This window comes from Priestia sp. FSL R5-0597 (assembly GCF_038006305.1).
Taxonomy (GTDB): domain Bacteria; phylum Bacillota; class Bacilli; order Bacillales; family Bacillaceae_H; genus Priestia; species Priestia zanthoxyli.
This window is the reverse complement of the sequence record NZ_JBBOUZ010000001.1, coordinates 305,404-322,360: the sequence shown is the minus strand read 5'-3', so window position 1 is coordinate 322,360 and position 16,957 is coordinate 305,404. Positions and strand designations below refer to the sequence as shown.

Annotated in this window: 17 protein-coding genes and 1 riboswitch; of the genes, 4 read left to right on the top strand and 13 right to left on the bottom strand. The window is 38.4% G+C overall.

Annotated features, from left to right (window positions below; translation table 11 throughout):
* Positions 1 to 139 precede the first annotated feature (139 nt).
* From MKX72_RS01740 to corA, 5 genes are all read right to left on the bottom strand, one after another.
* On the bottom strand, positions 140 to 892 hold the full coding sequence (locus MKX72_RS01740; protein WP_033580723.1) for an STAS domain-containing protein: 753 nt from the start codon (positions 890 to 892) through the stop codon (positions 140 to 142).
* Positions 879 to 1,538 carry a cobalamin B12-binding domain-containing protein gene (locus MKX72_RS01735; RefSeq protein WP_028412479.1) on the bottom strand — a complete coding sequence of 220 codons (660 nt, stop codon included), beginning with the start codon at positions 1,536 to 1,538 and terminating at the stop codon, positions 879 to 881. Before MKX72_RS01735 ends, MKX72_RS01740 begins: the two co-directional genes overlap by 14 nt.
* 141 nt (positions 1,539 to 1,679) lie before the next feature.
* The gene (locus MKX72_RS01730; protein WP_028412480.1) at positions 1,680 to 2,405 is read right to left on the bottom strand and encodes a response regulator; all 726 of its coding nucleotides are present in this window, start codon (positions 2,403 to 2,405) and stop codon (positions 1,680 to 1,682) included.
* The gene (gene dcuS, locus MKX72_RS01725) at positions 2,398 to 3,984 is read right to left on the bottom strand and encodes a DcuS/MalK family sensor histidine kinase (RefSeq protein WP_049166327.1); all 1,587 of its coding nucleotides are present in this window, start codon (positions 3,982 to 3,984) and stop codon (positions 2,398 to 2,400) included. The genes MKX72_RS01730 and dcuS overlap by 8 nt, the downstream gene beginning before the upstream one ends.
* 154 nt (positions 3,985 to 4,138) lie before the next feature.
* Complete coding sequence (corA, locus tag MKX72_RS01720; RefSeq protein WP_155008618.1) at positions 4,139 to 5,104, bottom strand: magnesium/cobalt transporter CorA; 966 nt, start codon at positions 5,102 to 5,104, stop codon at positions 4,139 to 4,141.
* A 151-nt stretch (positions 5,105 to 5,255) separates the two neighbouring features.
* On the opposite strand from corA, the gene MKX72_RS01715 reads away from it, so the two are divergent.
* Positions 5,256 to 5,711, top strand: coding sequence for a ferritin-like domain-containing protein (locus MKX72_RS01715; RefSeq protein ID WP_028412483.1), 456 nt, complete (start codon positions 5,256 to 5,258; stop codon positions 5,709 to 5,711).
* Between the two features lie 54 nt (positions 5,712 to 5,765).
* Here MKX72_RS01715 and MKX72_RS01710 read toward each other — a convergent pair whose 3' ends face one another.
* Positions 5,766 to 6,932 (bottom strand): M20 family metallopeptidase, encoded by a 1,167-nt coding sequence (locus MKX72_RS01710; protein ID WP_155008617.1) that lies wholly within the window; start codon positions 6,930 to 6,932, stop codon positions 5,766 to 5,768.
* Between the two features lie 143 nt (positions 6,933 to 7,075).
* Here MKX72_RS01710 and MKX72_RS01705 point away from each other — a divergent pair, with 143 nt between their 5' ends.
* The gene (locus MKX72_RS01705) at positions 7,076 to 8,131 is read left to right on the top strand and encodes an aromatic acid exporter family protein (protein WP_033580721.1); all 1,056 of its coding nucleotides are present in this window, start codon (positions 7,076 to 7,078) and stop codon (positions 8,129 to 8,131) included.
* 32 nt (positions 8,132 to 8,163) lie between these two features.
* On the opposite strand, the gene MKX72_RS01700 is transcribed toward MKX72_RS01705, so the two are convergent.
* The gene (locus tag MKX72_RS01700; RefSeq protein WP_028412486.1) at positions 8,164 to 9,618 is read right to left on the bottom strand and encodes an alanine/glycine:cation symporter family protein; all 1,455 of its coding nucleotides are present in this window, start codon (positions 9,616 to 9,618) and stop codon (positions 8,164 to 8,166) included.
* Between the two features lie 256 nt (positions 9,619 to 9,874).
* On the opposite strand from MKX72_RS01700, the gene MKX72_RS01695 reads away from it, so the two are divergent.
* The gene (locus tag MKX72_RS01695) at positions 9,875 to 10,627 is read left to right on the top strand and encodes a lipase family protein (RefSeq protein ID WP_034327418.1); all 753 of its coding nucleotides are present in this window, start codon (positions 9,875 to 9,877) and stop codon (positions 10,625 to 10,627) included.
* 26 nt (positions 10,628 to 10,653) lie between these two features.
* On the opposite strand, the gene MKX72_RS01690 is transcribed toward MKX72_RS01695, so the two are convergent.
* Together MKX72_RS01690 and MKX72_RS01685 are read right to left on the bottom strand one after the other, a co-directional pair.
* A complete protein-coding gene (locus tag MKX72_RS01690) occupies positions 10,654 to 11,142 on the bottom strand; it encodes a DinB family protein (protein WP_028412487.1) in 489 nt (162 codons plus the stop codon).
* Between the two features lie 634 nt (positions 11,143 to 11,776).
* Positions 11,777 to 12,301 carry a type 1 glutamine amidotransferase domain-containing protein gene (locus MKX72_RS01685; RefSeq protein ID WP_013055087.1) on the bottom strand — a complete coding sequence of 175 codons (525 nt, stop codon included), beginning with the start codon at positions 12,299 to 12,301 and terminating at the stop codon, positions 11,777 to 11,779.
* Between the two features lie 305 nt (positions 12,302 to 12,606).
* On the opposite strand from MKX72_RS01685, the gene MKX72_RS01680 reads away from it, so the two are divergent.
* Entirely contained in the window at positions 12,607 to 13,029 is a 423-nt protein-coding gene (locus tag MKX72_RS01680) for a DoxX family protein (protein WP_033580717.1), read from the top strand.
* Positions 13,030 to 13,096: 67 nt separating this feature from the next.
* Here MKX72_RS01680 and MKX72_RS01675 read toward each other — a convergent pair whose 3' ends face one another.
* The 4 genes from MKX72_RS01675 to MKX72_RS01660 all read right to left on the bottom strand — a co-directional run bounded on the left by MKX72_RS01675 (position 13,097) and on the right by MKX72_RS01660 (position 16,876).
* Positions 13,097 to 14,260 carry a M20 family metallopeptidase gene (locus MKX72_RS01675; RefSeq protein ID WP_155008638.1) on the bottom strand — a complete coding sequence of 388 codons (1,164 nt, stop codon included), beginning with the start codon at positions 14,258 to 14,260 and terminating at the stop codon, positions 13,097 to 13,099.
* 231 nt (positions 14,261 to 14,491) lie between these two features.
* The gene (locus MKX72_RS01670; protein ID WP_340758611.1) at positions 14,492 to 15,289 is read right to left on the bottom strand and encodes a HoxN/HupN/NixA family nickel/cobalt transporter; all 798 of its coding nucleotides are present in this window, start codon (positions 15,287 to 15,289) and stop codon (positions 14,492 to 14,494) included.
* Positions 15,290 to 15,422: 133 nt separating this feature from the next.
* Positions 15,423 to 15,605: riboswitch (cobalamin riboswitch) on the bottom strand.
* A 105-nt stretch (positions 15,606 to 15,710) separates the two neighbouring features.
* On the bottom strand, positions 15,711 to 16,130 hold the full coding sequence (locus tag MKX72_RS01665) for an organic hydroperoxide resistance protein (protein WP_028412491.1): 420 nt from the start codon (positions 16,128 to 16,130) through the stop codon (positions 15,711 to 15,713).
* A gap of 152 nt (positions 16,131 to 16,282) precedes the next feature.
* A complete protein-coding gene (locus tag MKX72_RS01660; protein ID WP_155008616.1) occupies positions 16,283 to 16,876 on the bottom strand; it encodes an undecaprenyl-diphosphatase in 594 nt (197 codons plus the stop codon).
* Positions 16,877 to 16,957 lie beyond the last annotated feature (81 nt).

Sequence of the window (16,957 nt, the reverse complement as noted above, 5' to 3'; positions counted from 1 at the left end):
GCGCCAATAATGATATATATAATTGAAATTCTTAAAGCTACTTTACGCGCGTGTTTCACCAAATTTTAATCACCTGTTTATCCGTATTGATCCCCTGTCTTATTGCCTTTATATGAAGTGTTCACTTTTTGTAGCCATTTCATGCCGTTGTAAAAAATTGATGAATGGCCTGACCTAGGTTACTAATAGATTTTACATTTGCTTGAAAATGATACTGGTGAAGCCATTGACTGTGATCGGGTGTCACACCTGTTAAATAAATCTGTACGCCCATTAGCTGAAATTCCCATATTAAATGTTCTAGGGCTGCAACACCTCGTTCATCAATTTGACCGATTCCATTAAAATCAATGATAACTCGATCAACCGTTTCCTCATCTATTTGTCTGAGCAGCCGATGTTCATTTTTCATGATGACTTCTTCAAATAAATCGCCAAACAGAGGTATAAGCACCATGTTGTTCGATAAATGAATAAACGGTCCCGACAGCTCTATAACTCGGTTCATGGCCTTTTCTAATCGTTCTTTTTGCAGCAGCAGTTCTAAGTCTGTTTCAGATAAACGCGCTGTATGCTGTTCGATTTTTTCTGAGAGAATTCTAATTTGAGAATCTTCCTCTACACATATTACATGCGCCTTATCTTGCTCCCATTTGCAATTCACGGTATAAAGAGACATCTTAGCTTTACGCGAATGCATGACTAATTCTGTTTTTATTTTTTCCTTCTTTCCTAATCGTTTTCTAGCTTTGTTCTGACTATCTTCATCAACAATTTCTAAAAAATGTTGAACCTCTCCGAATAAAGCGGCTGCTTCATCAGATTGCGCTAGAATATTCATTTCCTCATCCATAATAAAAGCAGGAAGCGGAGCATATTTAATAGTCGACAACCTTAATCCCCCTAATTGATTGATAATGAAAAAGCTCTTTCAACTCCTCTAGCTGTGCAATAAATCGAACTTGATTTGTTTGAACAAGAGGAAACTTATAGTTTGAAACTACTCGGCCTCCAACTAAAATAAGCGGCTGATGTTTTGTCTTTTTTAATCCTTCTATATATTCGTTTGCTTTTTCTATATGATGAGTTAAACTGAACGAGATTCCTACTAAATCAGGTTTCCATTGTTCAACAGCGTGCGTTGCATGTAAAAGCGGAGAATCTGCTCCTAAAAGTTTCGTCTGCCATCCGTGCTCTTCAAAGAGAATGGAAATCATTTTTAAACCTAAAAAATGCTGTTCATTTTCTATACACAAAAACAGACCTTTTTTTTCACTTTTAATAACTTCTTGTCTTATACACAATTGATAGCGTGACAAAACATAGTCACAGGTAGTAGTAGCTAAATGTTCATCAGCCACTGAAATTTCATCTTCTTCCCACATCATACCGATTTGAGCCATTGACACTGAAATGAATTGCTGAAAAATATAAAATGTATCGAAACCCTGCTGTCTTTTTTTCCACACAATATTCCAAGCTTCATCTTGATTCCCTGATAACAGTAATTCAGTCAAGCGTTCTATGCTTTCAATCAAGAAACCACCTCTTTTTCAGTCAAACGACTTGTTTTTTTCCTTTGTTATTATCAACCATACCACTTAACTCACCGGCACTCTACAGTAAAATATTCTCACACCGACAAAATAGCACCGGACGTCTCTGACAGGTAAATCTTTTTATTTTTCAAAGTCAACGAGATAGTGATGCAGCAAGTGACGGTTTTGTTCATTGTATAAGTACGCATACACAGGACGTCCTATTGTGCCGTAAGTCATTCTTTCTCCAAGAAGACCTATATCTGTTAGAAATTTTAAATATTTTCGAATAGACACTCTTGAAATTCCCGTTTTTTCAGCCACATCATCGGTCGAAAAAGGGTGATCTTTAAGATGCACAATGGCTTCTACGATGACTTCTAATGTTCCTGTCGTTAGACCCTTAGGCAACGGCTCTACCGGAGCTTCTTTTATTTTTTTATTAGACAGCAGCCCGTCTAATTCCTGTTGATTAAGCTGAGGTTGCTGTTTTAACGTACGAAATGTTTGTTTATAAGCCGAAAGTGCTTGATAAAAGCGTTCAAATGTAAAAGGCTTAATCAAATAATCAATCGCTCCATAGCGTAAAGCTTGCTGAATCGTTTGGGCATCCGAAGCAGCGGTGATAAAAATGACGTCTATTTCCTCTTGCTTTGTTCGAATCTCTTGTAAAACTCTCAAACCATTTTGCCCAGGCATAAAGATATCAAGCAGTACTAAATCAACTTGATATTCATTTACCTTCACTAAGGCTTCATGACCCGAATGAGCAACAGCGACCACTGTAAACCCCTCTATCTCTTCAATGTACTTTTGATTAAACTGAGCAACCATTGGGTCATCTTCAACAATTAATACTTTAATCAACTTGATCTCTCCTTGTTTCGTACGGAATATCAATATAGAATGTGGTACCGCTATTTATAAATGAGTCAATAACGATTTGGCCACCTAGTTCATCAATCGTTTGCTTCACTAAATGCAGCCCAAACCCTCTGCTCGTTCCTTTTGTAGAAAAGCCTTTCTTGAAAATCTGATTCATTGTATCGGAAGGAATGCCGCAGCCTGTATCCGTAACTTGAATCGTAAGCTTATTGTTTTTATACACAAGCATAACGGACACTTTTTTAGAGGCTTGATGACAAACTGAATCAATTGCATTATCAATTAAATTTCCAATAATGGTAATGAGATGATGAGTAACGTGTGGATCTGAAGGTTCTGGAATAACTTCATCAGCGGAAAACGTCAGTTCTACGCTTTCCTCTCTAGCATAACTCATTTTGCCCATGAGAAACCCTGCCAACGCATGATCTTTAATAGATTTAGTCACTGAACTAGATTCATCGACACGATGATTAACAAGCTGATGAATATACGTTTTTAGCTCATCATAATAATTCATCTGCACCATTCCTAAAATCACATGAAGTTTATTCATAAATTCATGCGATTGTGCTCGAAGCGCTTCCACATACATTTTAACACCTGTTAGCTGTTCTGCTAAGATATTAACTTCTGTTTTATCCCGAAACGTAGAAAGTGCTCCTACAATCTCTTCGTTTACCACTAGCGGAACCCTATTAACTACAATGGCTACTCCATTTATGACTTGCTCTTCATCATAATGAGATTCCCCCGTAGACAAAACGTCGTCCAATCTGGAGGTGGGCATATATTCTCGAATAGACAAACCGATTGGCTCTGGTGCTAACCCTGCTTTAACAAATAAACGGCGTGCAGAACGATTAGCAAGTGTAATATTACCTTCTTTATCAACAGCTATCACTCCTTCACGAACCGACTGCAGCATGGTGCTTCTCTCTTCTAGAATTTTAGCAATTTCAGAAGGTTCCAAGCCAAATAAAATTTTCTTTATGTAATTCGCTAATAAAATAGCACCAAGAACGCCTACAAGTAGGCCAATTAATGAACCTAAAACAATTCGACGATGCCCATCTCTAATCGCTTCATTTACATTATTCAAAGAAATCCCCACAGCCACTGCGCCAATTTGTTGATTTTTTTCATTATAAATGGGTGCAAAAGCGCGCAGAGATTTATCAAGCGTTCCTTTTGATACAGATACATAAGATTTCCCGTGCAATGATTTTTGCTCATCGCCTCCGGCAAACCTCTTTCCTATCTTTTTAGGATCTGGGTGAGATTGGCGGATTCCATTCATATCTATAACAACGATAAACAAGACGCTTGATTTTTTACGAATTCGTTCAGTAAATTCCTGAATTGACTGAGGTGTTTTTGTCTCTAGTCCTTTTTTCACGTTCGTTGATTCTGAAATAATTGTAGCAATAGTCCGAGCTTTTTCAGCCTGTTGATCTCGGATGTTTTTTCCAATTGAACTGCTAACTAATAAATCCGTTAACAATAGCGATAGAATTACCACCATGCATACAAGCAGCACCGTGATGCTTCGCAGCCCCATTCTTCCGTGTTTCACATTCTTCCCTCGCTTCCCTGCTTTCCTTGTTTATAGCACAAGAAAAAGATCTTATCTAGAGGCAGATAAGATCTTCGCTTATTTAATTTCATTTTTACTGAGTTGATGAACATTTATACAGGAAGGTTAACAATCTACTTTATAGTTTAGGTCCTTTTCGATATTTGAACCATCCCATTTTATAAAAGGCAAAGACCATTACGCCTACAAGCCCAATCATAATGCCCAGTACAATAAAATAATTATATTTTCCCGTCAGTTCCGGCATATATGAAAAGTTCATGCCATAGAGGCCAGCAATAAACGTCAACGGTAAGAAAATAGCTGACATCAGCGTTAGCGTAAACATGATTGAATTCATACGATCCGAGTTAATGGACATAAAGCTTTCTCGAATATCATTTGACAAATCCCTGCTTGCTTGCATAATTTCAATCATATTTAATAGGTGGTCATAAATATCATTAAAATAGCGAACCTGCTCTTTTGCTTTTAACGCATTGGTTGACATAATACGATACATTAAATCTCTCATGGGGTTCAAAATCCGGCGCATTCGTGACAAATCACTTCGGATGTCATAAAGCTGCCTCATTAGTTCATCCATAGGTTCATCTTTTGCATTGTCTTCAATGTCGTCTATGTGATCTTCAAATTTATAAAGCACAGGGAAGTATTCATCAACGGTATGATCTAAGAGTTCATACATGATATCCCATGTTCCATCTTCGGTAGCCTCAGGGTCTTTTTTGATAAGCTCCCATACTCTAGCCACGCTCGTTAGCTTGTCCAAGTGGTAAGTGACTAAAAAGTTATCTCCTACAAATGCAGATACTTCTAAGTGCTCAAGCTCTTCTTTATGAAGTGCATAATACACTAAAAAATAATGCTCATCATACAACTCAAATTTAGCCCGCTGACCTTGATTCAAACAGTCCTCAACTGCTAAAGGATGAAAGTTAAATTGTTCAAGCTGCTTTTTTTCTTCCTCGGTGGGATTGTAAAAATCAACCCAATACCATTGAAAGCCATGGCTTGAACGAATCTCATTCATTTCTATCTCTTTAATAGCTCCTTCTTTGGTTTTAGCTACAATTTTAATCATAAGATAACCTCTGTCTTTTTTGATACTATTCTCTGCACATACCCTTTTTACCATTTTGTTAAACTTTTTTCTTTTAATGTACGCCTTTTCTTGTCTATACATACGATGATGGTGACGACAAGAGAACAAAACGGTGAGGAGGTATATCCATATGTATGAATTTTACTCCCGGCATGAAGAATATTGGGAAGATGATACAAGACTAGACGAACAGCTTTTAAGAGATATAAACAAAGCTGTAAACGATGAGTTTTCCGCTATTCACTACTATACACGCCTAGCAGAGCTGGCTCCTAATGATCAGTTTCAACAAGCTATATTAGGTATTCGGCAGGATGAAATTAAACACTTTGACTGGTTTTCTAAAGCCTATTATGATTTATCAGGCAGCTACCCACAGATTTCATTAAACATAAAACTGCCAAATACTTTTCAAGAAGGGGTCTCTGAATCCATTAAAGATGAAGTAGAAACCGTTCCATTTTATCAATCAATCGCTAGAAGAATCACAAATGCTCGAATTCAAAGCCGCATTGTTCGAGCTGCGAGCGATGAACAGCGCCACGGTCAAATTTTTCGAACCATTCAGTCCCACTTCTCATACTAAATAATACGCTTGCCACTGCAAGCGTATTATTTAGTATGGTTTTATTATTATCTCTTACTTTGTAGCATTAAATTCTTCTTTAATTTTTTGGAGCAGCGTTTGATTGGTTAATACGTCATACCCTGTTAATGCCATTGTTTTTGCACCAAGTATCATTGCTTCTCTTCCTTGCTCACTTAAAGCTGCTTCTCTAAATTCGTGCGTATGACAAACAAAATAATCATCACAAATTTGAATATACGGATGAATAGCCGGAACAACCTGACTCACATTCCCCATATCTAAAGATCCATGATCGCCTTGGTCTTCCGTAATGCTTTGCTCGCTCACACCTAATGAGATGAGATTATTTGTATAGACGTCGGATAATGTTTGATTCGTTTGCATATCATCATAAGAAAACTCATAGTTTGAGATTTTTAATTTTGTTCCTGTCGCTAAAGCAGCACCATGTGCACATGCCTTCACCTTATCTGTTACTTCATCTACATATGCACGAGTTGAAGCGCGAACATAAAATTGTGCTACTGCATAATCCGGTACAACGTTGGCCGCCTTGCCACCCTCTGTAATCACTCCATGAATACGTACATCCGGCTTCACATGCTGGCGAAGCGCATTAATGCTATTGAACGTTTGTAATACACCGTCTAGTGCATTGATTCCTTCATGAGGGGCAGCGGCTGCATGTGCAGATTTTCCGAAGAACTCAAACTGAATCGCATCCATCGCAAGAGAACGCCCGCTTTTTTGATGACAGTAATAAGGGTGCACCATCATAGCTACGTCTAAATGATTAAAAATACCTTGTTCAGCCATCGTTACTTTGCCGCCTCGTGTTTCCTCTGCAGGCGTTCCGTATACGTATATTTTACCGCCCGTTTTTGCGACTGCTTTACTCAGACCAATACCAGCGGCAATTGACATGGTTCCAATTAAGTTATGTCCGCATGCGTGTCCGAGATCCGGCAAAGCATCGTACTCTGCCATAAACCCAATCGATGGACCTGGCTTTTGACTGTCATAAACAGCGGTAAAAGCCGTTGGCAAGTCACATGTACCAATTTCAACTGTGAACCCTTGTTCTTTTAAAACATCTGTTAATGCTTTGCAAGCCTTAAATTCTTCATGGCCAAGCTCAGGATTTTGTCCAATATATTTGCTTACATCACAAAATCTATCCTGTAATTTATTAATTGTTTCATTTATTAATTGTTTCATTAGTTGTACTCCTCTTTTAAATATTTAAACAAATTATAGTATATTTATTCGTTTTTTGAAAGCTAGTTTTTAAGACGTGTTTTCCTATCACCTTAATATGCCTTATAATTAAACTACTAACTGTTTTAAAGAAGGTATGCATAATGATTAACGTAAAAAAATTTAATTTTTTAGGCGGTCGTATTATTAAAACAGGCATTGCCGTTTTTTTGACTGCACTCATTTGTCAGTCCGTTGGCTGGCCGTATATGCTCGCTGTTATTACAGCCATTGTTACGATTGAACCAACCGCTGCGGATTCTATCAAAAAAGCGTTCATTCGCTTTCCTGCTTCAGCAATTGGAGCTGCTTTTGCCATGATTTACACATTTCTTTTAGGCGTAACGCCGCTTACCTATATGCTTGTTGCTGTTTCTACTATTATATCCTGTTATAAATTGCGTTTACATGCCGGAACACTCGTTGCAACGCTAACAGGAGTGGCTATGCTGACGATTGTGCACGACCATTATTTCATATCATTTTTAATTCGCCTAGCGACCACTAGTATTGGGCTGCTTACTTCTTCACTTGTAAATATCATTGTTCTTCCTCCTAATTATACACCGATTATTACGAGGAAAATTCAAAATCTCTCAAAACAAATGAGTAGCGTCTTACAGCAAAGAGGAAGCGAACTTTCTCAAGTACACGCTTGTCATAAACAAACAAAGCTTCAATTTCAGCAGCTTTCTGCTGAAATTGAAAAAATTGAGACGCTTTGTGAGTATCAGCGAAAAGAATGGAAATTTCATCATTTCACTCGTACAGCTATGAGAAAATTCCACTATGAATATAAGAAACTTTCTCTTATGAGGCAGCTTGTCTACCATATTGGTAATTTAATTTATTTGCCCGCTCATCAGCTGCAAAGTGCAAAACATCAAGTGATTTGGGACACTTTCACTTCCTTTCATAACGTCTTACAAAATGAACAATATAAAAGCTCTTTGCAGCATCAAACGCTTGTTTTGACTTTAAAACAAAGGTTTTGGGCACATAAGCAGGAAGAAAACAGAGTGGATCAGCCTTTTTCAACAGAAACAACCATGCTGTACGAACTTCTTGCGATTCATCACCTGCTTGAAGAACTACACCGTATTCACCGTTTGAAGGAACGCTATAACTTAAACAATTCGCCTGTCTCACTTTCTTCATAAAAAAATCCTCACAAATGTGAGGATTTTCTTGTTTACGAAACTTGTGACTCATCTTTCTTATATTCTTTCTCCCAGTAGTCCGCATTTTTAATTCCTAGCTTAACAGGATCAAATACGGGGTCTACCCCTTGTTTTTTCTGAGCTTCATAGTCTTTTAATGCAACTAACGCAGGCTTAGCTAAAATTAAGATAGCAATTAAATTTAGCCATACCATAATACCAAGTCCTGCATCACCTAACGCCCAAGCTAATGAGGCTTGTTTCACTGACCCGTAAAACGTAGCTCCCAGCAGGACAAGTTTTAATGCAAACATAGCCCACTTCCCGTTCTTTCCGCGAGTTAGATAAGCAATATTTGTTTCAGCAATGTAATAATAAGCCATGATCGTTGTAAACGCGAAAAAGAATAGGGCAACTGCCACGAAGCCAGCTCCAAACCCCGGCAACACTGTTTCAATAGCAGCTTGTGTAAATCCAGGTCCTGCTTCTACACCCGGTAAATTTGAAATAATAAATGAACCTCCCGGTCCTTCCGTGTTGTACATGCCTGTGAATAAAATCATAAACGCTGTTGCTGAACAAACGAACAGTGTATCAATATAAACCGAAAAAGCTTGTACAAGACCTTGTTTCGCCGGGTGTGACACTTCTGCTGCAGCTGCTGCGTGCGGCCCCGTTCCTTGTCCTGCTTCGTTTGAATAAATGCCGCGCTTCACTCCCCAAGAAACAGCTAAACCAACGATTCCTCCAAAAGCAGAATCTAATGCAAAAGCACTTTTAAAAATAAGAGCGATAACTCCCGGCAACTCCGAAATGTTCATGGCAATAATAATAAGAGCTAAAATAATATACCCAAGTGCCATAAAAGGTACAACGAATTGGGCTACCCCTGCAATACGCTTAACGCCTCCAAAAATAATAAAAGCAAGAATAATAACTAATCCTACTGCTGTAACCGTTGGACTAACACCAAATGCATTGTCGATGCCAAGCGCGATGGAATTGGACTGAACGCCCGGCATTAAGATACTCATCGCAACAAGGGCTGCAATGGCAAATAAAATGCCATACCATTTCATACCTGTTCCTTTTTCAATGTAGTACGCTGGACCACCTCGATATTGGCCATCTTGCTTAACTTTATAAATTTGAGCCAGTGTTGATTCGATGAATGCACTAGAAGCACCAATAAAAGCAACTGCCCACATCCAAAATACAGCCCCTGGACCTCCAAAAGCGATAGCTGTCGCAACTCCAGCAATATTTCCTGTTCCAACTCGTCCCGACAGCGCTAAAGACAGTGCTTGGAAGGAAGAAACTCCTGCTTCTGAGCTTTTACCCTGAAACATCAGCATAACCATGTCTTTTAAGTGTCGTACCTGTAAAAACCTTGTTAAAATCGAGAAAAACAGGCCAATCGCAAGACACCCATAAATAACAGGCGTGCTCCATAGCACATTATTCAAACTCGTTACAAATTGCTCCAAACGATAACCCCCTCATTTTTTCATTCAGACTATTTTAAATTATAAGTTAAATTATAAATTTTAACAATAAAACTCTAAATTAAAACTTGTTTTTTAGTTAAAATACACAAAAAAAGTTATAAACCCCTCAAAAACATCCAATAAGAAATCGTTTACATTCCATAATTATTGCTCTCAAAAAAGAGATATCTGCACCTTTCTTCTCAAGAACACATAGGCTATAGGAGTTATTTTCTATTAGAAGGTGTGAAAAACAATGATGAGAATCGAGCCTTTATTTTATCGTTCTTTAGCTCTAGACCTTCTTTATGCGTGCGTCTTAGCTTATAAGCAATACGCACAGGGAGGCACATTTGATGTACCTGAAGGCTACCGGCTTATTAAATCGTTTAAAGCTTCTGCCGTAGGGGTGCAAGAATGGTTTGGTTTTATTTTAGAATCTGATGACTCTATCGTAATTGCCTTTCGAGGAACTCAATCTGAGGCAGATTGGATTGCTGATGCTCGCATTAGGCAGCGCCCCTATCCATACAATCAACGAGCCGGGCTCGTTCATGAAGGTTTTTTAGCCGTTTACGAATCATGCCGTGATGAAATTTTTGAAACATATAAATCGCTTCCCACCAAGCCCATTTATATAACGGGGCATAGCCTAGGTGGCGCACTCGCTGCTCTTCATGCCTTAGATGTCGCCACAAACGCATCTTTTCCGGAAATTACAATGTACAACTACGGAGCTCCTCGAGTAGGGGATCCTCAATTCGTTCAAACATACACAAATCTTGTTTCAAATAGCCGCTGTTTTGTTAACACGACGGATACGGTTCCTAAAATCCCTCCGAAGCGACTCTATTCCCCTTCCACCAAGCAAACAATTTATTACGATCAAGACCCTCTGCAACTCTCATTTACCATCCAAACAGGCTCTACCGTAGGGAACCATAATCCCCAAACATACAGTGTTGGGATATGGATGATGTCGGATTATCCTATTTTAGTCCAAAAATAAAAAAACAGGCGGAATGCCTGTTTTTTTTATGCGCCAATTGCTGTTTTGATTTCTTCTATTTGTTCTTGATGACGCTTTTCATGATAGCCAATAAAATCAATCCATTGCTTTAAATCCATTAACCCAAACACAGGATGTGGAAACGATTTTTGCTTTAGGTTTTCTTCACTGGCTGTTTCTTCTAACTCTACTAAAGCCGCTCTTGATTCCGCCAGCTTACTCTTCATTTCTTCTAATGTCTGATTTTCATTAGAAGGCGTAACTTGAGCCGGTGCATCTACTTTTCGAGAACGGTCTACCGCTAAATGAAACGGCTTATCTTCGGTTGGCTGATCTACACCGTTTTCTAACTGATCCTTTACACGTGAAACAATCATGCGCTCCATCAAATATAAATGTTCTAATACTTGCATAACGCTCCATGTATTAGATGCTGGCTGCTGATTTAATTGTTCATATGTTAATGATTCTACACTGTTCAATACATCATTTCGAAACTGTTCATTTTTGTTCATTGTTCATCCTCCTCTAGGATTCCTCTAGCTTATCGTATCAAAAAACTCTTCTATATAAAAAGGATATCCCTTTGCATAACCATGTTTTAGCTACAATTGTTTCACGTGAAAAAAATCTTTTTTCTATTTGACATAGATCAACTGAAGTGTTATATTTAGATTTCTGGCTTTTCTTTAAGAGCTGGACATAGTGAAAGTAACTTGAAAGGATGTATCGTACAATGCAAGGTAAAAATACTGGCATTCGACACATGTCTTTGAACAAAACTTATTCACACTGGATCGGCTTCGGAGCCGTAAGGATGCAAGAGAGGTAGGGCTTGCGTCGTTTAGGTTAATCGATCATGTGGAAAAACAAACCGCGGCAATGGATGAAATCCATGCAAGCACAATCAATGCTAATTGTGCCCTAACAACAACGAAACATACAAAAACCGTAATCATGGATTTTATAAAGAAAGTAATCATTTTGTTTTTACACTTGCAAAAAGCAAGTTACTGATAAGAAACACGAACAAAAGCGAGCAGATGCATCTGCTCGCTTTTTTAATGATGATTTTTTATTTACTTTATCATTTCTTTTTTTAGGGAATCTTATAAAAAAGCCAAAACCAATATGGTTTCGGCTTTTTTCTTATTGCTCTGCTAGTACATCAGCAAATGCTTTTGCATAAGGAGGAAGGTCTGGCGGACGGCGACTTGAAATGATGTGGCCGTCGATTACGACTGCTTCATCATGCCAAATAGCTCCCGCATTTTCCATATCATCTTTGATTCCTGGCGTACTTGTTACGTTTCGGCCATCTAAGATTTTTGCAGAGATTAATACCCATCCTGCATGGCAGATTTGGCCGATTGGCTTTTGCTGTTCATCCATATGACGAACCATTTCAATTACTTCAGGGTAGCGGCGCAGTTTATCCGGCGCCCAGCCTCCAGGTACTAAAATAGCGTCATATTCAGCTGGATCAACATCTTTAAATGCATAGTCCGATACGGCTGGAACACCGTATTTCCCCATGTACGTTTCGTTTGCTTTTTCTCCAACTAAATGTACTTCTGCTCCTTCTTCGCGAAGACGCATCACTGGATACCATAGTTCTAGATCTTCAAAGTCTGCACTAACAAGCGCAATAACTCTTTTATTTTCTAAGCGCATCGTAACACCTCCGCCATCAGTATAGCATGTTGGAGAATAAGATTGAAAATAAGGAACTAAATTGTACATAATTAAAGGATTTTTCAAGTGCCCTTCAGAAATTTTTTGTATGCCAAATGGTCTAATTTTATATTTTCACTTGACTGGGGACAAACACCACACTACAATGTGTAGTGTAGTGTTCATAATGTTGTAAAATTATCCAAATAAGAAAGACTTTCTGATTTAATTGCTACATTTCTTTTTTCGGTCTTTCACACTACATAATGTAGTGTTTTTCAAATACACTTAAAGGAGGAAGTAAAGTGAATAAAAACGTCGAAATTGGTTCACTTATTATTCGTTTAGTATTAGGTTTTACATTTTTAGTACACGGCTTTCAAAAATGGCAAGGCGGGATTGAAAATACAGTAGGGTTCTTCGATAGCTTAGGAATCCCTGGTTTCATGGCATATATTGTGGCAACAATTGAACTTGTAGGTGGGGTTCTGATTATCCTTGGTCTAGCAACAAGAGTCGTAGCTGCTTTATTTGTGGCAGTTATGCTTGGCGCTATTTTTACAGCCAAGCTTAAAAGCGGATTCGTTGGCGGGTTTGAGTTTGATATTGCCTTAATTGCCATGTCTGCTCACCTATTTCTTGCAGGAAGCCAGTTCCTTGCTCTTGATAAAGTGGTATTTAAAAAGAAAGAAACTGCTTTTTCTCTTCAAGAAGAAAGCAGTAAATAAAAAAGAAAGCTTATACTCTCCCACTATAAGCTTTCAGGTTAGTCCCGCCGTTTGAGGCGGGCTTTTTTTATATTTGAAGCAGCAAATTCGCAAATAAAGAAGAACGCTCGGACAACGTATCAATTTGAATATGTTCATATTCTGCATGTATTCCTTTTCCGCATGCTCCTAATCCATCCAACGTGGGAATGCCAATGGCCGCTGTAAAATTGCCATCACTTCCGCCTCCAACAGCTGCTTCTTCTAATTTCATACCCAGTTTGGCCGCAATTGACTGAGCGCATTCAAATAACTCTTCCGTTTGTTTAGACTTAACCATTGGAGGACGGTTCATGCCTCCTGTTACTTCAATCTTAATCCCTTTTAAAATGGGCGTTAAATTCAAAATAATATCCGTCATACGTTTTGCTTCTTCTTCTGTAGAAACACGTAAATCCACGTGCGCTTCTGCATATTCCGGCACTACATTTGTACCGCTGCCTCCGGTAAATGTCCCAACGTTCACCGTTGTACCTTTTTCATAATCGGTTAAGCTCTGCAGAAAAATCACTTGGCGCGCTAGCTCTTCAATAGCATTGATTCCTTCTTTGTGGTGATTACCAGCGTGGGCTGCTCGTCCCCACACCTTTACGGTGAAAATCCCCGCTCCTTTGCGCGACGTTTTTAACGCACCTGAACCCGCCACCGCAGGTTCTGCTACTAGCACTGCTTCACTTCTTTGTGCTTCTTCTTCTATATATTTTTTAGAGGAAATTGATCCAATCTCTTCATCTGAATTGCAGAAAAACACAATTTTTTTATCCATTTCTAAGCCGAGCTCTTGAATCGCTTTAATTGCCCATATTGATTGCACAATGCCGCCTTTCATATCTAAAATTCCCGGACCATAAAGCTTGTTTCCTTCTGTTCTTAGACTCAGCCTTCCCTTTTCCCATACCGTGTCAAAGTGACCGATAATTAAAAGCTGCTTCTCTCCTTCTCCAATCGTAAATTTCAAGTGGTTTCCTACTTCTTTTTCTTCTATGATTTCATACCCTACGCCTAAACGCTTCTGAAACAGCTGCGTTAAATACATTCCACACTGATCCACTAACTCTTTACTGTAGGACGGTGATTCTTTTTTCACAAATCCAACTAAATCTTCGAGCATCTCGTGTTCATGTTCTTTTAAATAACTAAATACGCTTTGTTCTACCATTACCTGACTCAAATCAATTCCTCCTCCAAACAACCCCTGCTGCTTGTGCATTCACTGCTTTTATTTATCGTACGTATGAGTATGTTCTACGTTTCACATAACGACCTTAAATTATCCTTAATTATAATGGTTTTCAGACAATTTTCCATCCTTAAAATACAGATAATACTTTAACTTATTCATAACCGACCGAAAATAGCCATAAACTTCAACAAATTTATACAAAAAAGCTTCAATCTTCAACAGATTAAAGCTTTCATTTTATTAATTGACATTTATTTTGATATTTTTCCCTTTTGACTTCACACTTACAAAAACAAACATAGACACTAAAAAAACAAACAAAATAACGCCAACCATTTCAAAGTTTACTTCGGCCCATGGATTAAAGAAAGTGAATGCTAAGTAGAAGGACACCCCGTATGCGAGGATAACAATAACCCAGCCCATCAAGCGGGAAGCAGATTGCCCAAACTTACTCGATTCATTCACCATTTTATGTACAATCAGTGAATCGATTGTATCTGTCAGCATCATACCAAACATAAATACTAGTCCTAATAAAAGCGGCGTATATTTGCCTGCGTTCCCTACAGCTAGAGACCACACGGCCGTTTGACTGACTGTTTCAGCCGCTAGGGCAAACAGCGCTCCTACAAGAATAATTAAAAAAGGATTCGTTGTTCCTTTTGCGATTTTCGGAATAAACTTCCCTTTTAACCCGCTCACCTGAAACTCTTCTTCTTTGTTTTTAGTTCGAAGCAAATGATATGTGTTTAATGTCCCAATCAGAAAGAGAGAGATGATAGATACCCAAGATGCAAAATGATCGAAATATGCTGGAAACGTAAAATTCTTCATCACTACGCCCAGCACCCCGGCCGTGACGGCCACCATTCCTCCATGACCGAGTGAAAACAGCGTTCCGACCCACGGGGCAAAATGGCTGCCCATTCGCCAATTATATCGGGTCTGGCCATCAATAAAAGCTAAGTGATCTGCATCTAATCCGTGCCTGATTCCTAATAAAAAGACAAGTAAAAAAACTGATAAACCTTCCATTTCCTACACTCCTTTTTTTAAAATAAAACGTAAAAAAGCCTCAATTCTATAGAAATTGAGGATGTGTCGGCATATGAAAATAAACAGTAATTGCTCACTGCGTACCTTGATACACCGCCTCTTTCCTAGAAGAGTCAAGTGTACAGAATAGGTAGGTCTCCTGGCTTGAGATCATCATTTTCTACCGCCTTCCCCGTTTTGAGTGACGATAAGATAGAAAACTCCCTGCTTACAGTGGCTGGACCGCTCGAGATTTGCACTCGATTCCCTGTTACCTCTTACGCTATGTAAGAGCACCTAAACTGTGCGAATGATTCATTTTCTTCCTCATTATACTAGTACTCCTTACAAATGAATAGAGAAAATTCAAATAAAAAAGCCCTGCTAAGCTTTACATGCTTAACAGGGCTTTTTAAAGCAATTAAACTACTTCTACCGTTACGTCTACGTTGCCGCTGATTGCTTTTGAATACGGGCAGTATGAGTGGGCTAGGTCTACATATTTTTTAGCTGTTTCTAAATCTAAGCCTTCGATATGAGCTTCAAGCGCTACAGCAATTTTTACTCCTTGATCAGCTTTATCTGGAAGCAGCTGAACCGTAGCTTTTACTTCACTGCTTTTAATTTCTACGTTATGTTTTTTCAACATAAATTCTAACGCACTGTTGAAACAAGCACTGTATCCAGCTGCAAATAGCTGCTCTGGGTTTGTTGCTGTTGTTGCTTCTCCACCAAGCGCTGGAGGTGTTGCAACGTCTAAATTAAAGATATTATCTAAAGAATGAACTTCTCCTGTTCTTCCACCTGTGTTAACGACTGTCGTTTCATATAAAGCTTTCATGTATAAATCTCTCCTCTTTTTTAGTAATTTTATTAAAATTTTTTATTTATCGTTTCTGTAATTTAATTGTACACAATTTAATTTTAAAAAACAAGTGTTAAATACATTAAAAATTTTCCAATAAAAAAAAGCCGCGTATATGCGACTTTTTCTTAATAATATTGAGACTGTTCGTCATAAGCTGATTTTCGAAAAATAGACAAGTTGGTAATAGCCCTCATCAGTTTCGTATTAAATATAACATAATGAATAAACAGCGCCAGCACGCAGCCTAAAACGGCTCCTGTTAACACATCGAATGGATAGTGAACGCCAACCCATACCCGTGAAAATGCAATGAGTGCACCCATGACAACCCACATGCGCCCTGAACGTTTGAAATGCAGCCAAATGGTAAAAGTGATAACTAATGCAGATGTAGCATGATCGCTTGGAAATGAAGAATTCGCGGCGTGATCAATAAGCTGATTCACGTGGTGAGAGATAAACGGACGATCTCGATAAGCAAATAAACTAATCACTTTATTGATAATGACTCCTGTGGCACAAGCACATAAAGCTTGAAATGCTACAACACGGCTGCCGTTTTTATTAATAAGTAAAAACAAGCCGAGTAAAACAATAAGTACATACTGGGCATAATCTGTAAAGAATACCATTAGCGAATCTACAAACTTCACATGCGAGGCATACTGATTCACCGCATGGAAAATGGTATAGTCTACTGAATTAATAGCTGATAACATAATCGAAATCCTTTCTTATTTTTAAATGTCATTAGCTATCTTATCAGTTTCTTGCGAAAATGAACATTATTTCTCGGGCTA

What these genes read in the sequence shown, in the direction of transcription:
- corA (WP_155008618.1), bottom strand. Translation starts at nt 5,104, where the DNA reads ATGATTAAAATTGTAGCTAAAACCAAAGAAGGAGCTATTAAAGAGATA.
- MKX72_RS01710 (WP_155008617.1), bottom strand. Translation starts at nt 6,932, where the DNA reads ATGAAACAATTAATAAATGAAACAATTAATAAATTACAGGATAGATTT.
- MKX72_RS01715 (WP_028412483.1), top strand. Translation starts at nt 5,256, where the DNA reads ATGTATGAATTTTACTCCCGGCATGAAGAATATTGGGAAGATGATACA.
- MKX72_RS01705 (WP_033580721.1), top strand. Translation starts at nt 7,076, where the DNA reads ATGATTAACGTAAAAAAATTTAATTTTTTAGGCGGTCGTATTATTAAA.
- MKX72_RS01670 (WP_340758611.1), bottom strand. Translation starts at nt 15,289, where the DNA reads ATGGAAGGTTTATCAGTTTTTTTACTTGTCTTTTTATTAGGAATCAGG.
- MKX72_RS01660 (WP_155008616.1), bottom strand. Translation starts at nt 16,876, where the DNA reads ATGTTATCAGCTATTAATTCAGTAGACTATACCATTTTCCATGCGGTG.
- dcuS (WP_049166327.1), bottom strand. Translation starts at nt 3,984, where the DNA reads ATGGGGCTGCGAAGCATCACGGTGCTGCTTGTATGCATGGTGGTAATT.
- MKX72_RS01685 (WP_013055087.1), bottom strand. Translation starts at nt 12,301, where the DNA reads ATGCGCTTAGAAAATAAAAGAGTTATTGCGCTTGTTAGTGCAGACTTT.
- MKX72_RS01695 (WP_034327418.1), top strand. Translation starts at nt 9,875, where the DNA reads ATGATGAGAATCGAGCCTTTATTTTATCGTTCTTTAGCTCTAGACCTT.
- MKX72_RS01665 (WP_028412491.1), bottom strand. Translation starts at nt 16,130, where the DNA reads ATGAAAGCTTTATATGAAACGACAGTCGTTAACACAGGTGGAAGAACA.
- MKX72_RS01690 (WP_028412487.1), bottom strand. Translation starts at nt 11,142, where the DNA reads ATGAACAAAAATGAACAGTTTCGAAATGATGTATTGAACAGTGTAGAA.